We start from the raw sequence: 20,457 nt of genomic DNA on the forward strand, positions 1-20,457 counted from the left end.
GCCGCGATGGCCGCCGACGATCACCCGGCCGACCGTGCCGCCGAGGGCTACCCGGCCGACCGTGCCGCCGACGTGGCGCTCGCCGACGGCGGCACCGTGCACCTGCGGCCGATCCGCCCGGAGGACGCGCCGCGCATCGTCGCGATGCACTCGCGGTTCTCCGAACGCACCCGCTACCTGCGCTACTTCTCGCCGTACCCGCGGATCCCGGAACGCGACCTGCGCCGGTTCACCACCGTCGACCACCACGACCGGGAGGCCTTCGTCGCCGAGCTGGGCGGCGAGCTGATCGCGGTCGGCCGGTACGAGCGGATCGACGCCGACGAGGCCGAGGTGGCGTTCGTGGTCGAGGACGCGCACCAGGGCCGGGGGCTGGGTTCGGTGCTGCTGGAGCACCTGACCGCGGCGGCCGGGCAGGAGCACATCGCCCGGTTCGTCGCCGAGGTGCTGCCGGAGAACGGCACCATGCTGCGGGTGTTCTCCGACGCCGGGTACACCGTGGACCGCAGCTACGCCGACGGCGTGGTGCACCTGACCTTCGAGATCGCGCCGACCGAACGCTCCGTCGAGGTGGCCCGCGACCGCGAGCAGCGCACCGAGGCCGCGGCGATCCGCCGGCTGCTGACCCCCCGTACCGTGGCGGTGGTCGGCGCGTCCACCCGGCCCGGCACGATCGGGCACACGCTGCTGCGCAACCTCACCGCCGGCAGCTACACCGGCACCATCGTGCCGATCCACCCGACCGCGAAGACCGTCCGCGGGCTGCGCGCGTACCCGTCGGTGGCCGCGGCGCCGGAGCCCATCGACCTGGCGCTGGTCGCGGTACCGGCCGAGGCGGTCCCCGCCGTCGTCGCCGACTGCGCCCACGCCGGGGTGTACGCGCTGGTCATCGTCTCGGCCGGGTTCGGCGAGCAGGGCGCCGAGGGCCTCGCCCGGCAGCGCGACGTGGTCACCGCGGCCCGCGCGAACGGGATGCGCATCGTCGGGCCCAACTGCCTCGGCATCGCCAACACCGACCCGGACCTGCGGCTCAACGCGACGCTCGCGCCGGCGCTGCCGGACCGCGGCCGGGCCGGGTTCTTCTGCCAGTCCGGTGCGCTCGGGGTGGCGCTGCTGGCCGAGGCGCACCGCCGCCGGCTCGGGCTGTCCAGCTTCGTGTCCGCCGGCAACCGGGCCGACGTGTCCGGCAACGACCTGCTGCAGTACTGGCTGGACGACCCCGGCACCGACCTGGTGCTGCTGTACCTGGAGACGTTCGGCAACCCGCGCAAGTTCGCCCGACTGGCCCGGCGGCTGGCCCGGCGCAAACCGGTGGTTGCGGTCGCCGGACGGTCCCGGCCACCGGCCCTGGCCGGGGTCGGCCCGGCGCCCGACGAGCGCTCGGTCGAGGCGCTGTTCGCCCGCTCCGGCGTGATCCGGGTCGACACCGTACCGGAACTGTTCGACGTCGGGCTGCTGCTCGCACACCAGCCGCTGCCCGGCGGCCGGCGGGTCGGCGTGGTCGGCAACTCCACCGCGCTGGGCGTGCTCGCGGTCGAGGCGCTCGCCGCCGCCGACCTGGCCGTACCGGCCGGCTACCCGGTCGACGTCGGCCCCTCCGCCACCGCGCACCAGTTCGCGACCGCGCTGCGCCGCGCCGTCGCCGACGAGTCCATCGACGCGCTCGTCGCGGTGTTCGTCCCGCCGCTCGCGGTGCCCTCCGCCGCCTACGCCGAGGTCCTGGTCGCCGAGACCGCCGGCGGCAGCAAACCGGTCGTCGCCACGTTCGTCGCCGGCGACGTCGCCGCCACCGCCGGCCGCGCCACCGCCGGCGAGCCGGCGCAGGCCAAGCTGGTACGCCCCGGGCCGGACGGCGGCCCCGGCCCCGGCACCGTCCCGGCGTACGACTCGGTCGAGGAGGCGGTGCGCGCGCTGGCCCGGGTCGCCCGGTACGCGCAGTGGCGCCGCCGGCCCGCCGGCCGGGTACCGGTGCTGCCCGACACCGACCCGGCCGCCGCCCGCCGGCTGATCGCCACCGCGCTGGCCGAGTACCCGGCCGGGATCGCGCTGCCCGACGAGGCCGCCGCGCCGATCCTCGCCCGGTACGGCATCGCCGTGGAACCGTCGATCCGCGCCACCGACGCCCGCGGTGCCGTCGCCGCCGCCGACCGGCTCGGCTACCCGGTCGCGCTGAAGGTGGCGGAGGGGCCGCTGCGGCACCGGGTCGACCTGGGCGGGGTTCGGCTGGAACTGTCCGACGCCGGCGACGTGCGCCGCGCGTACGCCGACACGGCCGCCCGCTTCGGCGCTGGGATCGCGGTCGTGGTGCAGCGGATGCGCCCGCCGGGCGTGGCCTGCGTGGTGGATCTGGTGGAGGACCCGGCGTTCGGGCCGGTCGTCGGGTTCGGTCTGGCCGGCGTCGCCACCGACCTGTTCGGCGACCACGCCTGGCGCGCCGCGCCGCTGTCCACCTCGGACGCCGAGGCGCTGGTCCGCGCGCCGCTCGCGGCACCGCTGCTGTTCGGCCGGCCGGTGTCGCCGGACGATCCGCTGCCGGCCCACGGCACCGACGCCGACCTCGGTGCGCTCACCGACCTGCTGGTCCGGCTCGGGCTGCTCGCCGACGAGCAGCCCGAGGTACGCGCGGTGCAGCTCAACCCGGTGCTCGCCGGTGCCGACGGGGTAGCGACCCTGCACGCCACCGTGCACGTCGGCCCGCCCGGCTCGCGCCCCGACACCGGCCCCCGCCGGCTGCGCTGAGCACGGCCCGCCGAGGTCCGGTGGCCGGGCGCGGGCGCCAGGCCGGGCGGGCACGGCCGGGCCGGCACGGCCGGGCGCGAAGCGCGGGCGGCCGCTACGCCTGGCCGACGAGCAGGCAGAACGGGTGGCCGGCCGGATCGGCGAGCACGTACAGCGGTTCGTCCGGGTCGTCGCTGCGGTCGTAGCGCAACGTCGCCCCGAGCGCCTCGGCCCGGCGCCGCTGCCGTTCCAGCTCCTCGACGCTGGACACCCGGAAGTCGTGGTGCAGCTGTTTCGGCACCGTGTCGGACGGCCACGTCGCCGGCGCCAGCGTGTCGACCTTGTTGATCGCCAGCACCCGGCCACCCGCCGAGTCGACCAGCACCAACCAGTCCGCGTCGTCGGCGCCGTCGGCGGGCGGCTCGTCGCCCGGCCGGTACCGCAGGCCGAGGAACCGGCGGTAGAACTCGGCGAGGCCCCGGCAGTCGGTGGTGTCGATCGCGGTGTGCATGAGGCTCGGGAACGTCGACATGCCACCACGATCGCAGCCGGGGCGAGAAACGGCGATGCCCCGGGCCGGCGATGGTCCGGGGCATCGTGGCGGTGCGGATCAGGAGACGTACTCGCGGAGCAGTTCGGCGGTGCCCGGCTCGCGCAGCTTGATCAGGGTGTGCTTCTCGATCTGGCGGATCCGCTCGCGGGACAGGCCGAACTCGTGACCCACCTCGTCGAGGGTGCGCTGCCGACCGTCGTCCAGCCCGTACCGCAGCCGGATGACGGTGCGCTCGCGGTCGGTCAGGGTGCCGATCACCCGCTCCATCGTGTGCCGCAGCAGGCTGTAGGACACGGTGTCGTCGTCGGTGACGTCCTCGGTGCGGCAGAGGAAGTCGCCCAGGGTGGACTCGCCGTCCTCGCCGACCGTCTGGTCGAGGCTGACCGGATCCCGGTCGTACGACGCGAGCTCCAGCACCTGGAACGGGGTGATGTCGAGCTCGGCGGCGATCTCGTCGTGGCTGGGCTCGCGGCCGAGCGAGGCGGTCAGCTCGCGCCGGGCCCGGACCATCCGGTTGACCTGCTCGACCATGTGCACCGGGATGCGGATGGTGCGGGCCTGGTCGGCCATCGAGCGGGTGATCGCCTGCCGGATCCACCAGGTCGCGTAGGTGGAGAACTTGAAGCCCTTGGTGTAGTCGAACTTCTCCGCGGCCCGGATCAGGCCGAGGTTGCCCTCCTGGATCAGGTCGAGGAACGGCATGCCGCGGCCGGTGTAGCGCTTGGCGATCGAGACGACCAGCCGCAGGTTCGCCGACAGCAGCCGCTTCTTCGCGGCGCGCCCCTCGGCGACGATGGTGGCCAGGTCGGCGCGCAGGTCGGCGTCGTCGAGCGGGCCGTTGTTGAGCTTCTCCTCGGCGAACAGCCCGGCCTCGATCTGCTTGGCCAGCTCGACCTCTTCGGCCGCGGTGAGCAGCCGGGTGCGACCGATGCCGTTCAGGTAGGCCCGGACCAGATCGCCGGTCGTGCCGCGGTCCGCCGAGCGGTCCGGTGTGCTGTTGTTCCAGATGGTCGCGGACTCCTCGGCCAGCGGAAGGGCCACCGGTTTTCGCCTCCCCGTGTCGGTGTGCCTGGTTCTGCTCTTCCAGGGTCCCGGCGGTGGCGTGAAACCACGGTGAGGCGGGCGTGAGATCCGTGTGAGGTCGCGCGGACGCAGTCGGCACGGCAATCGCACCATGCCCGCGCAACCCCGGTCGTGGATCCGGTACCGGGAGCGACGCCGCCCCCGGGTGCGACCCGATCTTTCTACGGTGCGTAGAATGATGCTCGTACACAGCGGCGGAAAGGGGACCGGAATGGCTCGGCTCGGCGAGCTGGAGCGGGCGGTGATGGAGGTGCTGTGGTCGGCACCCGACTCGTGCACCGCGCGCGACATCGTGGCGGCGCTGCCCGACCGGGACCTCGCCGCGACCACGGTGCTCACCGTGCTGTCCCGGCTGGAGCGCAAGGACCTCGTCGCGCGCGACCGCGACGGCCGGGCCCACCGGTACCGGCCGACCGCGACCCGCGAGCAGCACGCCGCGACGCTGATGCACGAGGCGCTGGACACCGCCGAGGACCGCACCGCCGCGCTCGCCTCGTTCGCCGAGCAGGTCAGCGCCGGTGAGGCCGAACAGTTGGCGGCATCTCTGGTCGAGGCCTTGCGGCGCCGCTCCGGAGCGCGAGACGGTTGAGACATGACGCTGACCGTGGTCGCGCTGACGCTGCTCGCCGTTGCCCTGCTCGGCCCGGTCTCGCACCTGCTGCCGCGGGCCCGGTGGGCGGCCGCGGAGCCGCGGGCCACCCTGGTGCTCTGGCAGGCGGTCGGGCTGTCGGCCGGGCTGGCCGTGCTCGGCGCCGCGGCCGCGATGGCGGTCGCGCCGCTGTCCGACACCCTGCTCGGCGCGTTCCGGATCTTCTTCGCCCGCCTCGCCGCGGGTGACCCGACCGGCGGTCTCGGCCCCTTCCACACCGTGGTGCTGCTCGTCGCGCTGGTGCTGACCGCGCGGCTGCTCGGCGTGCTGGGCCTGTCCACCTGGCGCACCGTGCGGGCCCGGGGCCGGCACCGGCGGATGGTCGACCTGGTCGGTCGGCCGCTGCGGCCCGGCCCGGCCACCGGCACCGGGTCGGCGCAGCGCGAGTCGTTGGTGCTCGACCACCCCGCCCCGGCCGCGTACTGCCTGCCCGGCGGCACGCCGCGGGTGGTGCTGACCTCCGGCGCGGTGGAACTGTTCGACGACGAGGAGCTCGCCGCGGTGCTCGCGCACGAACGCGCCCACCTGGCCGAGCGGCACGACCTGGTGGTGCTGCCGTTCGCCGCCTGGTCCAAGGCGCTGCCGTGGCTGCCGACCGTGCGCCGCTCCCGCACCGCGGTCGACCGGCTGGTCGAGATGGTCGCCGACGACCGCGCCTGCGCCGACTGCGACCGGACGGTGCTCGCCTGCGCGCTGGCCCGGTTCGGCGCGGTGTCGCACGCGCCGGACGGTGCGCTCGCCGCTACCGGCACCGGCACCGTGCTGGCCCGGGTCGACCGGCTGCTCGACCCGCCGCGCCGCTCCGCCCGGCTACGCTCCCTGCTGATCGCCGCCGCGGCGACGCTGCTGGTCCTGCCGACGCTGGCGCTGCTGACCACGACCCTCTGAGCGTCCGATCACGCCGGTTCGGGCGCGCCGTCCGGCCACGCCGTCCGAGGCCGCGGCGCCGGCCCGGTCCCTCGGACATTCCGCCGCTTTCGACCGTTGCGGCGGGTAACGTCGATCGTGATCACCCCCCGTTGGCTCGCGTTCCGGTGGGGGGCGGCGGCGATGGTGCTGGCGGAGGCGCTCAAGATCAAGTGGGCCGAGATGCCCACGTACAACACGATCATGGCGGTCGCGGCCGGCGCCGGGCTGCTGCTCGTGGTGACGCTCGGCTACCTCGTGGTGCGGGGGCGGAAGATCACCCCGGACGGCTGGGCGCTCGCCTTCGGCGTACTGGGTCTGATCCTGACCGTCACCGGCCTGCACATGACGCTGACCTGGCCGCTCGCCGCGCAGGGGTTCCCGTTCGACAACGTGATCTTCGGCGAGCCGGCGCTGGCCTTCGGCGTACTGCAGCTCGCCGCGGCGGCGTTCCTGTGGAAGCGGGGCGCGGTGCTGTTCGGTGCCGGTGGCGGCGGCAGCCAGGCGGCACCGGTCGACGACTCCGACGACGCGCGCGCCGACGTGGTCGCGCGGGTGTCGCGGCTCGCCGGGCCGGTGTCGGTGTTCGTGTTCGGCATGGGGCTGGGGTGCTTCGGCATCGCCGCCGCCGGCTGGCGGTACACGCTGTTCGCCGCGCCGCCGCAGGAGCCGATCTCCGGCACGTTCGCGAACGTCCCGGTGCTGGAGGCCACGTTCATCTCGATGCTGTACGTGTTCGTCGGGGTCGGCGCGGTGCTGTTCCCGTTCGTACTGCGCGGCCGGCAGCCGGTGCTGCTGGCGGTCACCGGCGTTGTCTGGGGGCTGGCGGGGCTCGCGTTCCTGTTCTTCGGCGGGCTGAACTACTTCACCCACATCGGGCTGATCATCAACACGATGTGACCGCGCGCCTGGTCAGGCCGGCGCGTCCTCCTCCAGCAGGATCGTGCGCGGGCCGACGTTGGTCGAGTCGACGAGCATGTGCGCCTGGAACCGTCCGGTCGCCACCGTCGCGCCGAGTGCCCGCAGCGCCGCGACGAACGCGTCCACCAGCGGCTCGGCCACCTCGGCCGGAGCGGCGGCGTTCCAGGACGGTCGGCGGCCCTTGCGGGTGTCGGCGTAGAGGGTGAACTGGCTGACCACCAGCACTGGCGCGGCCAGCTCGGCGGCGGAGCGCTCGTCGTCCATGATCCGCATCCGGTACGCCTTCGCCGCGAGCTTCGCCGCCACCGCTGCGGTGTCGGTGTGCGTGACGCCGAGCAGGATCAGCAGCCCGTCGGTGACCTTCCCGACCGACTCGCCGTCCACCGTCACCTCGGCCCGGCTCACCGTCTGCACCACGGCTCGCATGAATGTCTCCGTTCCCCGACCCGGTCCGCCGGTCAGTCCGCGGGGAGCAGGATGCCACGCTCGACCAGGCCGGCGACCACCGGCACCGCGGTCGCGACCAGCAGGTCCCGGTCCAGGCCGTACCCGGCGGCGAGCAGGTCCAGCACGTCTCCGAGCGGCAACCCGCGGCACCCGGCCACCAGCGCCGCGACCAGTTCGTCGGTCTCCTCGACGTACCGGGCGCCGGAGTCCAGCGCGAACCGGCGCACCTGGCCGGTCCAGCCGTCGTCGGTCAACCGCGACTCGGTGTGCAGCGCGAGCGTGTCCGCCGGTCGCAGCCGGGTGGCCAGCAGCGCCAGGCCCGGATGGGCGCGCAGCCAGTCGGCCCGGGCGAACCACTCCGGTACCAGGCCGCCGATCGGATCGGTGGGCTGCCGCAGGTCCTCGATCCGTACCGTCGGATCGGCGTGGCCGCCGGCGCGCAGCGACACGACGCCGAACCCGACCGCCTCGATGCCCTCCGCGGCGAACCAGTCCAGCCATTCGTCGGCCGACGTGTTTCCCGCCGCGGCGGCCGAGCTGGCCCCGCCCGACGTGTGTCCCGGCGCGGAGGCCGCGGTGGTCCCGCCCGCCGTGTGTCCCGCCGCGGCGGCGTCGGCCGATGGGGTTCCCGCCTCGTCGGCCTCGCCGGTGTCGGCGAGCCAGAGCCGGACGTACTCCTCGGGCGTGCTGACCTCGCGCTGGATCACCCAGGCGTCCAGCCCGGTGGGCGCGATCAGGTCGGCCAGCCGCTGCGCCCAGTCTCCGTCGGCCGGATGGATCCAGTTGGCCAGGAACTGGGCGTGGCCGCCGTCGGTGAGCATCGCCGGCAGCGCCGCGAGCAGCTCGGCCACGACGGCGTCGCCGGCCCGGCCGGAGTCCCGGTAGGTGTAGTGGGCCCGCCCGGTCGGCCCGACGATGAACGGCGGGTTGCTCACCACCAGGTCGTACCGACGGCCGGCGACCGGCTCGACCAGATCACCGGCGAGCAGCTCGAACCGCTGGCCGGACAGCGCCGCGGTGGTCGCCGCGAACCGCAGCGCCCGGGTACTGATGTCGGTGCCGGTGACCGCGCCGGCGTGCCGGGACAGGTGCAGCGCCTGCACCCCGCAGCCGGTGCCCAGGTCCAGTGCGGTACGCACCGGGGTACGCATGGTGGCGAGGGCGAGCGTGGTCGAGGCGCCGCCGATGCCGAGGACGTGGTCGGTGGGCAGCGGCCCACCCCGCAGCGCCGCGGGCAGGTCGGCCACGATCCACCACGGCTCGGCCGCGTCGGCGTCGCCGTACGGCTGGACCTCGACCCCGGCGCGCACCGTGTCGCCGGCCGCGACGAGCAGGCCGGCCTCGATCGCCGACTCCAGCGGTACCGACGGCAGCGCCCTCGCCGCGACCGGCGCCGGCACCCGCGCACCGGCCAGGAACAGCCGCACCAGGACGGCCAGCGGGTCGTCGGCGGTCGCGAGCCGGCGCCGCACCCGGGCCGCGTCACCCCGGCGCACCGCCCCGGCGGTACGGGCGTCCAGCCGTGCGGCCAGCCCGGCGTCGGTGAAGTCCGCGGCGAGCAGGTCGGCCCGCAGGCGGGCCGCCCCGTCGGTACCCAGCAACGGTTCGATCACCCGCCCATCCTCGCCGCAGCGTCACTCGCCGCCGGGGTCGGGGTGTTGATCGGTGCGGTAAGTGGGAGGATCGGGAAAGGGACGAACGCCGAGGTGAATCGAGGCACAGGTGAAGCGCTCCGCGACCCGGCCGGTGCTGATCACCGACGCGGAGAAAAGCCAGGACCAGCAGCTGCACTCGCGCGAGATCCGGTACGCGGTGATGATGGGGATCCGGGTGGTCTGCCTGATCACCGGCGCCCTGCTGGCCTACTATCGGGTGCCGTTGTGGGGCGTCTGGTCGTCGCTGTGCGTGGTCGGCATGGTGCTGCTGCCGTGGATGGCGGTGATCATCGCCAACGACCGGCCGGCGCGCACCGAGCACACCCTGCGGGGCCGGATGCGGCGCGGCCGCACCGGCGACGAGCAGCCCGCCACCGCCTCGCTGCCCACCGCCGAGCACCGCACGTTCGATCCGGACGACCACTCGTGAGGTCGTAGCGAAGCCGCGCGCGGCCCCGCCGATCGACGACCCGCGCGCGTCAGGGGCGGGCGCCGAGCTGGGACACGGCCCGGGCGCCGAGTGCGGCGCCGGCCCGCAGCGCGGTCATCGCATCGGCCCCGGCCAGTTCGGCCGCGAGCAGCCCGGCGGCGAACGCGTCGCCGGCGCCGGTCGGATCCACCACCTCGACGGGGACGGCGTCGACCCGTACCAGCCGGTCGCCGTCGACCCGGATCGCCCCGGCGGCACCCAGCTTCACCACCACCGACCGGGCCAGGACGGTCAGGCTGCGCGCGGCGTCGACCGGGTCCGCGGCCGGATCGCCGACCAGTACCCGTGCCTCGTCCAGGTTGGCGAACAGCAGGTCGATGCCGCGCAACCAGTCGTGCGCGGCGCCGCCGGCAGCGGCGAGCGGCCCAGCCGACGCGGCGTCCACGCTCACGCGCAGCCCGACCTCCCGCGCCGTGGCCAGCGCGGCCAGCGCGGCCGGCGCCGAACCGGGATCGAACAGCGGGTACGCGGACAGGTGCAGCCACGCGGCCCCACCGGCGACGTCGGCACCGCGGGTTCCGCCCGCCGGGCCGGCACGGCCAGCCGCGTCGACCAAGTCGGTATTGCCCGGCTCGCCGGCCAAACCGGTACCGCCCGACCTGCCGGCCAAGTCGGAACTGTCCGACCTGCCGGCCAAGTCGGGACTGTCCGACCCGTCGGCCGGGCCGGTACTGCCCGGCCCGTCGGCCGGGCCGGAACCGGCGGGGTGGGCGGCCGCGCGCACCGCCGCGGTGACGTGCTCGACCGGCAGCAGCTGGTTCGCGCCCCGGTCGCACAGCATCGTGCGCTCCTGCGGGTCGCTGAGTACCACGATCGCGCCGGTCGGTGCGGCGACCCGGGCGACCGCCGGCCGTACCCCGGCGGCGGACAGCTCGGCCAGCCGCGCGTCACCGGCCGAGTCGGCGCCGACCGCGGCGATCAGCGTCACCGGGGTGCCGGTACCGGCGAGCCAGGTCGCCGTGTTCGCGGCCGACCCGCCCGGCGTCAACCCGATGCGTACCGCGGTGTCGGTGCCGAGCGCCAGGCCGCCGGCGAGCGGCGCCGGCAGTACCGCGACGACGTCGGTGGCGATGTCGCCGACCACCAGCACCCGACCCGGCGCGGCCCCGTCGCCGGACGGCGCCGCGGGGTGGTCAGCCGGCATCGGCGGACGCCACCGCGATCGCCGCGGCCAGTTCGGCGTTGCGCAGGATGATCCGGACGTTGACCGCGAGGCTCTCGCCGCCGGTGTGCTCGTGCAGGTACGACAGCAGGTACGGGGTGACGTCGTGCCCGGTCACCCCGGCCGCGGCGAGCCGGTCCAGGGCCTCGTGCAGTACCCGGTCGTGCAGCTGCGGGTCGATCTGCTCGGTCTCCGGCAGCGGGTTGGTGACCAGCACCGCGCCGCGGTGCACGCCCTGCTGACCGCGGGCGGCGAGCACCGCGGCGATCTGCTCGGCCGAGTCGACCCGCCAGTCGACCGGGTGACCGGAGTCGGTGAGGTAGAAGCCGGGGAAGCGGTCGGTCCGGTAGCCGAGCACGGTCACGCCCAGCGTCTCCAGCCGCTCCAGCGTCGCCGGTACGTCCAGGATCGACTTGACCCCGGCGCTGACCACACAGAGGGAGGTGCGTGACAGGGCCGCGAGGTCGGCCGACTCGTCCCAGGTGTCGCGGGCCTCCCGGTGCACGCCACCCAGCCCGCCGGTGGCGAACACGCCGATCCCGGCCGCCTCGGCGATCGCCGAGGTCGCGGCGACGGTGGTGGCGCCGGGCACGCCGGCCGCGGCGGCGGGCGCGAGATCACGCACCGACAGCTTGACCACGTCGTCGCGCTCGGCCAGCTCGGTGACGCCGGCGTCGTCCAGGCCGACCACGATCCGGCCGGCGAGCATCCCGATCGTCGCCGGTACGGCGCCGCCGGCGCGCACCTGCTGCTCGATCTCGCGGGCCACCCGCAGGTTGTCCGGGCGGGGCAGCCCGTGCGAGATGATCGTGCTTTCCAGGGCCACCACGGGCCGGCCGGCCCGCAGCGCATCGGCGACCTCGTCGCCGTAGCTGATCTCGTACGTCACGCGGCCACGGTACGGTGCCCCGACGGCACCGGGCCGCAGGACCGGGCGGAGTGTGCGCCGGCTCGCCACCGGACCGACGCCGCCAGTGCTGGTGCCGGCTCCCCGCATCCGGTACCAGCGTTGGCGGCGCGGCCGGTCCACCTGAGACACTGGACCCCGACACCCGGACCGGACCGGATTCCCGGGCGGCGCCGCGACGCGACCGGCGCGGATCGACTTGGAGGCTGATGTGAGCACGCTGACCGAGGTGCGGCCGGAGGAGAGCGACACCGACACCGGTCCGGACATGTTCCACTACGTGAAGAAGGACAAGATCGCCGAGAGTGCGGTGATGGGTACCTTCGTGCGCGCCCTGTGCGGGGAGAAGTTCCCGGTCACCAAGACACCGAAGCCCGGCTCGCCGGTGTGCCCGCGGTGCAAGGAGATCTACGAGTCGATGGCGCACTGAGCGCGCCCCCGCCGCCGGACGCATCGTGCCGCTGGGCGCGGCTCAGGACGCGGCGCGGCGCCGGCCCGCCGCCCGGCGTTGGTTGGCCGGCCGCCGTCGGCCGGCCAACTCGGTACCCTCCGCTGGCTGGTCCGGCGCGGTCGGCAGGTTCGCGGTCCGCTCGTCGTCCGCCTCGGGCTCGGCGCCGGCCGCCCGCTCGCTGGACCGGTCGCGCTCGGGGCTCGGTTCGCCCTCGTCGGGCTCCTGGTTCGGCTCGCGCCCGCCGTTCGGTTGGGCCCCGGTCGCGCTGCGTCGCGTCGGTTTCCGGTCGTCGGCGGGCTCGCCCCGCCCGGTGGGCGCGGGATCGACGGGTTCCCCGCCCTCCGGTTCCCCGCCGTCCGGTTCGCCGCCGTCCGGCTCGTCGCCGGCCGGGTCGCCGCCACGGCGGCCGAGCACCTGGTCGCGGATCCACTGGCCGGGCCGCGGCCGGGTACCGCGGGGCCAGCGCTCCTCCAGCGCCGCGTTGAACTCGGCGCCGAGCAGGATCGCGAACGCCAGCGCGTAGAAGTACATCAGGGTCAGGATCGGCGCGGCGAGCGTGGAGTAGACCCGCAGGTTGTTCGCGATCGTCGAGAAGTAGCCCTGCAGCCCGTAGGACAGGATCAGGAACAGCACCAGCGCGACCGCGGCGCCCGGGAACGCCCGCCGCCAGCGCAGCCGGATCGGTGTCGCCAGGTGGTAGAACGTGCTGATCCCGGCGAACACCACCACTCCCAGCACCGGCCAGTACAGCACGTGCACGACCGCCGAGATCACCGCGTGCCAGTTGCCGGAGAACAGCCGGTCCAGCGCGCCGGGGCCGAACACCACGGCCGGCAGCACGACCACCCCGGCGGCGACCGTGAACAGGTACAGCCGCAGCGCCACCAGCCGGCTGCGCACCGCACCGCGCAGGTCCCGCTGGCCGTACGCGATGGTGATGGTGTTGACGAACGTCGCGGTCGCCGACGAACCGGACCACAGCGCGATGATCGTGCCGATCCCGATCACGTCGGTACGGTTCTCTTCCAGGATCTGGCTCATCACCGGCGCCACGACCTGGTCGACCACCCGCGGGTTGAGCACCTTGCCGGCGGTGTCGATGCCCCAGTCGCGGATCTGCTCGACGGTGTCCGGGCCGATCCAGCGGGCCGCGTAGCCGAGCGCGCCGAGCAGCGCGATCAGGATCGAGGGGAGCGACAGCAGCTGCCAGAACGCGGACTCTGCGGACATCCCGAGAATCCGGTCCTGCCAGGCCTTGCTGAGCGTCCGGCCGAGGATCGCGAACCCTGCGCGCACCCCGGCGAAAACGCGACGTCTGAGCGTACGCGGCATCCCCACCACCGGCGCAGACCCCCCGACGGTGGCATCATCGGGTGCTGCACGCGATGCCATCGACAAGACGGTACGTTGTCTCCCTCCCCAGTGTGCGTCAGGTCCCTGGCTTCCGGGGTGTCGCAGACGCTGGACGGTGACCCCCGCTAGGCTTGCCCGCGGCTTTCGTCGGGCCGCGGCGCGCATCGGCGCCGCGCAGCCGGGTCGCGTGCGGTGCGAGGTCTCGCACCGCACGACCGGCGAACAGCCGGGACGCAGAGGTCGAGTTCGTTGCGGCGGTTCCGCCTGCCCGGACCGGCCGGAGACGGGGGGAGTGCATCGTGCCGCCGGAAAGACCGTCCACCGAGGCCGGGCCGGCTCTGCGGGAGTGGCAGCGCCGGGCGCTCGTGGCCTACCTGCGGCGCCCGCGGGAGGACTTCCTCGCGGTCGCGACCCCCGGCGCCGGCAAGACCACGTTCGCGCTGCGGATCGCCGCGGAGCTGCTCGCGGACGGCACCGTCGAGGCGGTCACGGTGGTGACCCCGACCGAGCACCTGAAGACCCAGTGGGCGCAGTCGGCGGCCCGGGTCGGCATCCAGCTCGACGCGGCGTTCCGCAACGCCGACGTGCACAGCTCCAGCGACTTCCACGGCGCCGCCGTGACGTACGCGCAGGTCGGGATCGCGCCGGCGGTGCACCGGCGACGCACTATGACCCGCCGCACCCTGGTGATCCTGGACGAGATCCACCACGCCGGCGACGCCCGCAGCTGGGGTGACGGGGTGCGCAGCGCGTTCGAGCCGGCGGTGCGGCGGCTGTCGCTGACCGGTACCCCGTTCCGTTCCGACGACAACCCGATCCCGTTCGTGACCTACGAGCCGGGCCCGGACGGGTTGCTGCGCTCGGCCGCCGACAGCGTGTACGGCTACTCCGACGCGCTCGCCGACGGCGTGGTGCGCCCGGTGATGTTCCTGGCGTACTCCGGGGAGGCGCGCTGGCGCACCAGCGCCGGCGACGAGCTCGCGGTGCGCCTGGGCGAGCCGCTGACCAAGGACCTCACCGCGCAGGCCTGGCGTACCGCGCTGGACCCGCGCGGCGAGTGGATGCCGCAGGTGCTGCGGGCCGCCGACAACCGGCTGCGGGTGCTGCGCGCCGGCGGCATGGCCGACGCGGCCGGGCTGGTGATCGCCACCGACCAGAACGCCGCCCGGTCGTACGCGAAGCTGCTGCACACGATCACCGGCGAGCCGGCGGTGGTGGTGCTGTCCGACGACGACGGCGCGAGTAGCCGGATCGCCGAGTTCGCCGGCTCCGACGCCCGCTGGATGGTCGCGGTACGGATGGTGTCGGAGGGCGTGGACATCCCGCGGCTGGCCGTCGGGGTGTATGCGACGAGCGCGTCCACGCCGCTGTTCTTCGCGCAGGCGATCGGCCGGTTCGTCCGGGCCCGGCGGCCCGGCGAGACCGCGAACGTGTTCCTGCCCTCGGTGACCCCGCTGCTGGAGCTGGCCAGCGCGATGGAGGCCGAGCGCGATCACATCCTGGGCGCCCCGAAGAAGGAGGGGTGGGACGACGACGCGCTGGCCGAGGCGCAGCGCACCGAGGACGCGTCCGGCGAGCTGGAGCGCGGCGTCGAGCATCTGTCCGCCACCGCCGAGCTCGACCAGGTGATCTACGACGGCACGTCGTTCGGCACCCCGATCGCAGCCGGCACGCCGGAGGAGGAGGAGTTCCTCGGGCTGCCCGGGCTGCTCACCCCCGACCAGGTGCAGACGCTGCTGTCCAAGCGGCAGGCCGAGCAGCTGGCCCGGCAGCGCAGCCAGAAGCCGCCGGCGGCACCGCCGTCCGGCCCGTCCGCCCCGATGAGTACCGCCGAGCGCCGGGTGCACCTGCGCCGCCAGCTCAACGCGCTGGTCGCGGCCGAGCACAACCGCACCGGGCGGCCGCACGGCCAGGTGCACGCGGAGCTGCGCAAGCGGTGTGGCGGCCCGCCGAGCGCCCAGGCCACCGTCGAGCAGTTGGAGGAGCGGATCGAGACGATCCGCTCCTGGTAGGGCCGGCGACCGCACGAGAAACGCCCCGGACCGATGGTCCGGGGCGTTTCGTGGTCGTTATGGCTTCGTGGGGTCAGTTCTCGCTCATCAGGGGTGTACCCCGCCAGTCGAGCTCGGGATCGACCGAGACGTCGGTGGCGATCTTGACGAGCTGCTCGGCGTACTTGTTCGCGTGGTGGCCGCAGAACACCAGGTCACCGCCGCCAGCGACGGCCACCCGGAGCTTGCCTGCTGCGCCACACCGGTCGCACTGCTCGCCGGCGGCCGGCGGCACCGCCGTCTCGGACGGCGGGGTCAGGGTCGGGGTCATACGCCTCCTCCTCTGCTCGTCACCGGTCGGGGCCCCGTCGCGGCGTGCGCCGCACCGAAACCCCGATCTGCCTTCGATGCCCGACCGGCTGCCAGGCACTGTGCTTGCTTCACACATGCTGCAACACGGGCGGCGGCTCGGTCGTTCCCCGCATCGGGGCCGGGGAGAAACGTCACAGCCGACCGTGCCGCCAGACTGCCATGCCCGCACCGGTTCCGTCGACTCCGAACGGCCCTCGACGGGCCGTTGGCGCGGAATTACGCTCTGAGTGAAAACGGACCGGCGCCCGGCGCTCAGTCGAGATAGTCCCGAAGTACCTGGGATCGGGACGGATGCCGCAACTTGGACATCGTCTTCGACTCGATCTGGCGGATCCGTTCCCGGGTCACCCCGTAGACCTGGCCGATCTCGTCCAGGGTGCGCGGCTGGCCGTCGGTGAGCCCGAACCGCAGCCGGACCACGCCCGCCTCCCGCTCCGACAGAGTCTGCAGCACCTGCTGCAACTGGTCCTGCAGCAGCGAGAACGACACCGCGTCCACCGCCACCACGGCCTCGGAGTCCTCGATGAAGTCACCGAGCTGGCTGTCGCCCTCGTCGCCGATGGTCTGGTCCAGCGAGATCGGCTCCCGCGCGTACTGCTGGATCTCGACGACCTTGTCCGGGGCGATGTCCATCTCCCGGGCCAGCTCCAGCGGGGTCGGCTCGCGGCCGAGGTCCTGCAGCAGCTCGCGCTGGATCCGGCCGAGCTTGTTGATCACCTCGACCATGTGCACCGGGATCCGGATCGTGCGGGCCTGGTCGGCCATCGCCCGGGTGATCGCCTGCCGGATCCACCAGGTGGCGTACGTGGAGAACTTGTAGCCCTTGGTGTAGTCGAACTTCTCCACCGCGCGGATCAGGCCCAGGTTGCCCTCCTGGATCAGGTCGAGGAAGGCCATCCCGCGCCCGGTGTACCGCTTCGCCAGGCTCACCACCAGCCGCAGGTTCGCCTCCAGCAGGTGGTCCTTGGCCCGCTCGCCGTCCCGGAGCACCCAGCGCAGGTCGCGCAGCGACTGGGTGTCCAGCTCACCGTCGGCGGCGGAACGGATCCGCTCCGCCGCGTACAGCCCGGCCTCGATCCGCTTGGCCAGGTCGACCTCCTGCGCCGCGTTGAGCAGCGGCACCTTGCCGATCTGCTTGAGGTACGCCCGGACCGAGTCGGCCGACGCGGTCAGCTCGGCGTCCTTGCGGGCCTGGCGCAGCGCGGTGGAGTCCTCGTCGTCCCAGTCGAACTCGGAGTGCCCCGGCTCCTTCTCGGTCGCGGCCGGCGTCGCCTTCTCGGCCGTCTTCGCGCCCCTGCTCGTGGCGCTCCTCTTCGCGGCGGGCTTCGCGCTCTTCTTCGCGGCGGGCGGCGGCTTGGGCGTCGCCGCCTTGCCGACGACCGCGCGGGATGCCGGGGTCGCCGCACGGGCGGCGTGTGCGGCCCCGCGCCGCCGGGCCGTGTTCGGGTCGCGACCGGTTGCGTGCTCTGCTTCTGTCACAGACGACCTTCCCGAGCGGCGACACGTGCACGGTCGATCCGGCGAGGCACGGCCGGGCCGCCACGCGCAGCGGGCCCTCTGTGGGACGTCACACGTGGGGCAGGCGTGAATTGTAACGCTCGTCTCGTCGCGCCATCCTCTTCGTCATCCGCGCGGCCGCCCGGCCCGGTCCGTACCGTCCGTGCCGGTACCGGCGGGACCCGGCGGGGGCGCTGCCGATACGGTCGGACCAGCAGCGGTCGCGCATCGGCCGCGGGGATGGCGGAGGTGTCCGGTGTCGGTGGATCTGCAACAACTGCTCGAACTGGCGATCGACCTGACCGGCCAGGCCGGCACCCTGGTCCGGGACACCCGGGAGCGGGCGATCACCGAGGTCGACACCAAGAGCAGCTCCACCGACGTGGTGACCGCCGCGGACAAGGCGGCCGAGCGGCTGGTCGTCGACGGGCTGCTGGCCGCCCGGCCCGGCGACGCGATCCTGGGCGAGGAGAGCGGCGACCACGCCGGTACCGACGTCGGTGCCGGCACCGTGCGCTGGATCCTCGACCCGATCGACGGCACCGTGAACTACCTGTACGGCATCCCCCAGTACGCGGTGTCGCTGGCCGCCCAGATCGACGGCGAGATGGTCGTCGGCGTGGTGCGCAACCCGGTGTCCGGCGAGGTGTACACGGCGATCCGGGGTGCCGGCGCCTACCGGGACGGCATCCGGCTCACCGGCCCCGGCCGCACCGAGCTGGCGCAGGCGCTGGTGGCCACCGGCTTCGCCTACGACCGGCAGCGGCGCGCCCGGCAGGCCCAGGTCGTCGCCGGGCTGCTGCCGCTGGCCCGCGACATCCGCCGGTTCGGTGCCGCGGCGCTCGACCTGTGCGCGGTGGCCGAGGGGCGGGTCGACGCCTACTACGAGCGCGGCATCCAGCCGTGGGACCACGCCGCCGGCGGCCTGATCGCCACCGAGGCGGGCGTACGGGTGGCCGGGCTGCACGGTGCGCCCGCCGGCCGCGAACTGGTGCTGGCCGCCGCCCCGGCGCTGTTCGACACGCTGCACGACACGCTGGTCGAGCTCGGCATCGAGAAGGTCTGACCCGGCCGGGTGCTCAGCAGGTGCCGGGCGGCGGGGTCGGGTCGCCGAGGGTGACCTCGGCCTCCTTCACGTCGCTCGGCCCGCGGATGTCCTCGAACTTCTCGCCGAGCACCAGGTCGATGGTGTCGGTCTCCCGCCCCGGGTCGTACTGCATGGTGGCGCCCGGCACGTACGCCCGCATCAGCTGGGCGGCGCCGACCGCCTTGCGGCCGAACCGGACCTGCGCCGAGCCCTTCACCACCGTGCCGGTGGGGTCCTGCTTGACCGACACGACGTGGAAGCCGACCGCCTTCAGCTTGGTCGAGGTGCCCTCGGCCAGGCCGGCCCGGTCGGTGGAGTTGTAGACGTTGAGCTTGACCGCCTGCTCCTTGGGCATGGTCGTGTTCGCCGGCTTGGCGCCGGGCGGGCAGCTGTGCCCGCCGTCGGCCTGACTGCTCTGTTTGTCCGAGAGCAGGGTCCAGGTGACCACGACCACCGCGATGAGCACCAAGGCGCCGAGAATCGCCAGCGACCGGACCCGCGACAGGCTCATCCCCGACCCCCCATTTGCCCGCCGAGCCGCGCCGCGTACGCGCCTCGCGCAGAGGTTAACGTGTGCACCCCGAACGTGCGGTACAGGCGTCCGGCGCGGCGTGTGTGACCTCGCCCCCGGACAGCTTAGTGTGTCGCCTCGGTCACATCGGGAACAACGAACGGAGGCAGGACGTACATCCCTCCGAGAGGGAAGGTAAGGTTCCCGGCCCGGCGGGGTCGTTTCCTTCCACTCGGCTTTGTAGGGGAGGGCCGAACGACCGGTCACCGGTATCCGTGGGGGGAAGCGGATGCGGTACGGGACTGCGACCGGTCCGCGCGGCGTTACACCGGGCGCACGGATGTGAAAACGGGAGAGTGAAATCGATGGCCACCGACTACGACGCTCCACGGCGCGACGAGGTCGAGCTGGGGGAGGACAGCCTTGAGGAACTCAAGGCACGTCGGCAGGACGCGCAGTCGGGCAGTGTCGACGTCGACGAGACCGAGGTTGCCGAGAGCTTCGAGCTACCCGGTGCCGACCTCGCCGACGAGGAACTGACCGTCAAGGTCCTGCCGATGCAGCAGGACGAGTTCCGCTGCTCGCGGTGCTTCCTGGTGCATCACCGCAGCCAGCTCGCCGCCCAGAAGAACGGGGAACTGATCTGCGTCGAATGCGTGGCATGACCGCAGGCGTCGGTTGATCCGACGCCGGTGGTTACGCCCACGACCGTGCCCCGAGGTGATGCCGATGCGCACCACGCCGGGGCACCATGGTGAAAGCGGCAGTTCTCCGGCGGTCGGTGCCGCCGGTGTGCCGGGCCCCGTCGGCCCCGTGCACCGGCGCGCCGACCGCGGCGGACTGCCGGGTCGACGGCGGACGAGGGCGGGTGACACGGATGAGCGGTGACGAGGATCGCGCCGACGCGGCGCTGTCCGGTGACGTGCTCGCCGCCGACGGCCGGCCGGTCGCCTCGGCCGCCGAGCTGCCCGTCCGCGACGACCTGGCGGCGACCATCGCCGACCTGACCGCCGACGATCTGCCGTCCGCCGAACGCCGGCGGTTGCTCGGCCGGCTGGCCGGGCAGGCCGGTCGCACCGGCTGGCGGCTGCTGGCCCGGCCGCGCGGCGCGCTGCGCTGGATCGGTGCGACGGTCCTCGAGGTCGCGCCACATGTGCCGGTGCGTGACCTCGCCACGCTGCAGCGGCACTACCCGGGGCCGGACGGTGAGGCGCTCGCCGAGCGGCTGGTGCGCAACGCCAGCCGGGTGACGGCCGCGATCGGCGCGACCGGCGGCGGGCTGTCCGCGGTCGAGTGGACCGCGCCACCGACCCTGCTGACCGCTCCGGTGCTGCTGTCCGCCGAGACGGTGGCCGTGGTGGCGGTGGAGCTGAAGCTGATCGGCGAGCTGCACGAGGTGTACCGGATTCCGGTGCCCCGCGGCCCGAGCCGGGCGGTCGCCCTGGTCGGCTCCTGGGCCGGTCGCCGCGGCATCACGCTGGCCAAGGCCGGCCGCGGCCTCGGCGCCTCGCTGGGCCTCGCCGCCCGGCGCGAGCTGGCCGACCGGCTGCTGCGCCGGTTCGGCCGCAACCTGACCACGCTCGGGCCACTGCTGACCGGTGCCGCGGTCGGCGCCGAGCTCAACCGGCGGGCCACCCGCGCGGTCGGTACCGCGGTTCGCCGTGACCTGGCCCGCCGCGCCATCCGACCGAGCCCGCCGCCCGG

At 74.2% G+C, this 20,457-nt stretch carries 20 protein-coding genes; 10 read left to right on the forward strand and 10 right to left on the reverse strand.

Features of this window, described 5'->3' with window-relative positions; translation table 11 throughout:
- Positions 1 to 6: 6 nt before the first annotated feature.
- Positions 7 to 2,739: a bifunctional acetate--CoA ligase family protein/GNAT family N-acetyltransferase gene (locus tag NUM_RS14000; protein WP_207125271.1), complete on the forward strand. Its 2,733-nt coding sequence runs from the start codon at positions 7 to 9 to the stop codon at positions 2,737 to 2,739.
- A 94-nt stretch (positions 2,740 to 2,833) separates the two neighbouring features.
- Here NUM_RS14000 and NUM_RS14005 read toward each other — a convergent pair whose 3' ends face one another.
- A complete protein-coding gene (locus tag NUM_RS14005) occupies positions 2,834 to 3,250 on the reverse strand; it encodes a VOC family protein (protein WP_207125272.1) in 417 nt (138 codons plus the stop codon).
- Between the two features lie 78 nt (positions 3,251 to 3,328).
- Positions 3,329 to 4,300, reverse strand: coding sequence for an RNA polymerase sigma factor SigB (gene sigB / locus NUM_RS14010; RefSeq protein WP_308440571.1), 972 nt, complete (start codon positions 4,298 to 4,300; stop codon positions 3,329 to 3,331).
- 229 nt (positions 4,301 to 4,529) lie between these two features.
- On the opposite strand from sigB, the gene NUM_RS14015 reads away from it, so the two are divergent.
- From NUM_RS14015 to NUM_RS14025, 3 genes are all read left to right on the forward strand, one after another.
- Positions 4,530 to 4,943 (forward strand): BlaI/MecI/CopY family transcriptional regulator, encoded by a 414-nt coding sequence (locus NUM_RS14015; RefSeq protein ID WP_225918555.1) that lies wholly within the window; start codon positions 4,530 to 4,532, stop codon positions 4,941 to 4,943.
- 3 nt (positions 4,944 to 4,946) lie between these two features.
- On the forward strand, positions 4,947 to 5,891 hold the full coding sequence (locus tag NUM_RS14020) for a M56 family metallopeptidase (RefSeq protein ID WP_207125274.1): 945 nt from the start codon (positions 4,947 to 4,949) through the stop codon (positions 5,889 to 5,891).
- Between the two features lie 117 nt (positions 5,892 to 6,008).
- Complete coding sequence (locus tag NUM_RS14025; RefSeq protein WP_207125275.1) at positions 6,009 to 6,809, forward strand: DUF981 family protein; 801 nt, start codon at positions 6,009 to 6,011, stop codon at positions 6,807 to 6,809.
- Positions 6,810 to 6,821: 12 nt separating this feature from the next.
- Here NUM_RS14025 and dtd read toward each other — a convergent pair whose 3' ends face one another.
- Both dtd and NUM_RS14035 read right to left on the reverse strand, forming a co-directional pair.
- Positions 6,822 to 7,256 carry a D-aminoacyl-tRNA deacylase gene (gene dtd, locus NUM_RS14030; protein WP_207125276.1) on the reverse strand — a complete coding sequence of 145 codons (435 nt, stop codon included), beginning with the start codon at positions 7,254 to 7,256 and terminating at the stop codon, positions 6,822 to 6,824.
- A gap of 32 nt (positions 7,257 to 7,288) precedes the next feature.
- The gene (locus NUM_RS14035) at positions 7,289 to 8,890 is read right to left on the reverse strand and encodes a DUF7782 domain-containing protein (RefSeq protein WP_225918556.1); all 1,602 of its coding nucleotides are present in this window, start codon (positions 8,888 to 8,890) and stop codon (positions 7,289 to 7,291) included.
- A gap of 109 nt (positions 8,891 to 8,999) precedes the next feature.
- On the opposite strand from NUM_RS14035, the gene NUM_RS14040 reads away from it, so the two are divergent.
- Positions 9,000 to 9,362, forward strand: a complete 363-nt coding sequence (locus NUM_RS14040) for a DUF3099 domain-containing protein (RefSeq protein ID WP_207125277.1) — start codon at positions 9,000 to 9,002, stop codon at positions 9,360 to 9,362.
- A 49-nt stretch (positions 9,363 to 9,411) separates the two neighbouring features.
- On the opposite strand, the gene NUM_RS14045 is transcribed toward NUM_RS14040, so the two are convergent.
- Complete coding sequence (locus tag NUM_RS14045) at positions 9,412 to 10,566, reverse strand: carbohydrate kinase family protein (RefSeq protein WP_225918557.1); 1,155 nt, start codon at positions 10,564 to 10,566, stop codon at positions 9,412 to 9,414.
- On the reverse strand, positions 10,556 to 11,473 hold the full coding sequence (locus NUM_RS14050; protein ID WP_225918558.1) for a pseudouridine-5'-phosphate glycosidase: 918 nt from the start codon (positions 11,471 to 11,473) through the stop codon (positions 10,556 to 10,558). Before NUM_RS14050 ends, NUM_RS14045 begins: the two co-directional genes overlap by 11 nt.
- 217 nt (positions 11,474 to 11,690) lie before the next feature.
- Between NUM_RS14050 and NUM_RS14055 the strand changes: the two genes are divergently transcribed.
- A complete protein-coding gene (locus NUM_RS14055; protein ID WP_030444737.1) occupies positions 11,691 to 11,921 on the forward strand; it encodes a DUF3039 domain-containing protein in 231 nt (76 codons plus the stop codon).
- Positions 11,922 to 11,963: 42 nt separating this feature from the next.
- On the opposite strand, the gene NUM_RS14060 is transcribed toward NUM_RS14055, so the two are convergent.
- Positions 11,964 to 13,238, reverse strand: coding sequence for a YihY/virulence factor BrkB family protein (locus NUM_RS14060; RefSeq protein ID WP_207125278.1), 1,275 nt, complete (start codon positions 13,236 to 13,238; stop codon positions 11,964 to 11,966).
- A gap of 356 nt (positions 13,239 to 13,594) precedes the next feature.
- Between NUM_RS14060 and NUM_RS14065 the strand changes: the two genes are divergently transcribed.
- Positions 13,595 to 15,307 (forward strand): DEAD/DEAH box helicase, encoded by a 1,713-nt coding sequence (locus NUM_RS14065; RefSeq protein ID WP_207125279.1) that lies wholly within the window; start codon positions 13,595 to 13,597, stop codon positions 15,305 to 15,307.
- A 73-nt stretch (positions 15,308 to 15,380) separates the two neighbouring features.
- Here the strand turns inward: NUM_RS14065 and NUM_RS14070 are convergent, their stop codons facing one another.
- Both NUM_RS14070 and NUM_RS14075 read right to left on the reverse strand, forming a co-directional pair.
- Positions 15,381 to 15,617, reverse strand: a complete 237-nt coding sequence (locus tag NUM_RS14070; RefSeq protein WP_030444734.1) for a DUF7455 domain-containing protein — start codon at positions 15,615 to 15,617, stop codon at positions 15,381 to 15,383.
- Positions 15,618 to 15,910: 293 nt separating this feature from the next.
- Positions 15,911 to 17,248 (reverse strand): RNA polymerase sigma factor, encoded by a 1,338-nt coding sequence (locus NUM_RS14075; protein WP_440588072.1) that lies wholly within the window; start codon positions 17,246 to 17,248, stop codon positions 15,911 to 15,913.
- A gap of 163 nt (positions 17,249 to 17,411) precedes the next feature.
- Between NUM_RS14075 and NUM_RS14080 the strand changes: the two genes are divergently transcribed.
- Positions 17,412 to 18,221 carry an inositol monophosphatase family protein gene (locus NUM_RS14080; RefSeq protein WP_207125280.1) on the forward strand — a complete coding sequence of 270 codons (810 nt, stop codon included), beginning with the start codon at positions 17,412 to 17,414 and terminating at the stop codon, positions 18,219 to 18,221.
- A gap of 13 nt (positions 18,222 to 18,234) precedes the next feature.
- Here the strand turns inward: NUM_RS14080 and NUM_RS14085 are convergent, their stop codons facing one another.
- Positions 18,235 to 18,753 (reverse strand): LytR C-terminal domain-containing protein, encoded by a 519-nt coding sequence (locus NUM_RS14085; protein WP_207125281.1) that lies wholly within the window; start codon positions 18,751 to 18,753, stop codon positions 18,235 to 18,237.
- Positions 18,754 to 19,118: 365 nt separating this feature from the next.
- Here NUM_RS14085 and NUM_RS14090 point away from each other — a divergent pair, with 365 nt between their 5' ends.
- Together NUM_RS14090 and NUM_RS14095 are read left to right on the forward strand one after the other, a co-directional pair.
- Positions 19,119 to 19,418: a DUF4193 domain-containing protein gene (locus tag NUM_RS14090; protein WP_207125282.1), complete on the forward strand. Its 300-nt coding sequence runs from the start codon at positions 19,119 to 19,121 to the stop codon at positions 19,416 to 19,418.
- A gap of 212 nt (positions 19,419 to 19,630) precedes the next feature.
- Positions 19,631 to 20,457: hypothetical protein (locus NUM_RS14095; protein ID WP_225918560.1), on the forward strand; the 827-nt coding region annotated here is incomplete at its 3' end.

The sequence above is a fragment of the Actinocatenispora comari genome, from assembly GCF_017312725.1.
Taxonomy (GTDB): domain Bacteria; phylum Actinomycetota; class Actinomycetes; order Mycobacteriales; family Micromonosporaceae; genus Actinocatenispora; species Actinocatenispora comari.

Coding starts and splice junctions, on each gene's coding strand:
- NUM_RS14085 (WP_207125281.1), bottom strand. CDS start 18,753: ATGAGCCTGTCGCGGGTCCGGTCGCTGGCGATTCTCGGCGCCTTGGTG.
- NUM_RS14000 (WP_207125271.1), top strand. CDS start 7: ATGGCCGCCGACGATCACCCGGCCGACCGTGCCGCCGAGGGCTACCCG.
- NUM_RS14090 (WP_207125282.1), top strand. CDS start 19,119: ATGGCCACCGACTACGACGCTCCACGGCGCGACGAGGTCGAGCTGGGG.
- NUM_RS14005 (WP_207125272.1), bottom strand. CDS start 3,250: ATGTCGACGTTCCCGAGCCTCATGCACACCGCGATCGACACCACCGAC.
- NUM_RS14020 (WP_207125274.1), top strand. CDS start 4,947: ATGACGCTGACCGTGGTCGCGCTGACGCTGCTCGCCGTTGCCCTGCTC.
- NUM_RS14070 (WP_030444734.1), bottom strand. CDS start 15,617: ATGACCCCGACCCTGACCCCGCCGTCCGAGACGGCGGTGCCGCCGGCC.
- NUM_RS14045 (WP_225918557.1), bottom strand. CDS start 10,566: ATGCCGGCTGACCACCCCGCGGCGCCGTCCGGCGACGGGGCCGCGCCG.
- NUM_RS14015 (WP_225918555.1), top strand. CDS start 4,530: ATGATGCTCGTACACAGCGGCGGAAAGGGGACCGGAATGGCTCGGCTC.
- dtd (WP_207125276.1), bottom strand. CDS start 7,256: ATGCGAGCCGTGGTGCAGACGGTGAGCCGGGCCGAGGTGACGGTGGAC.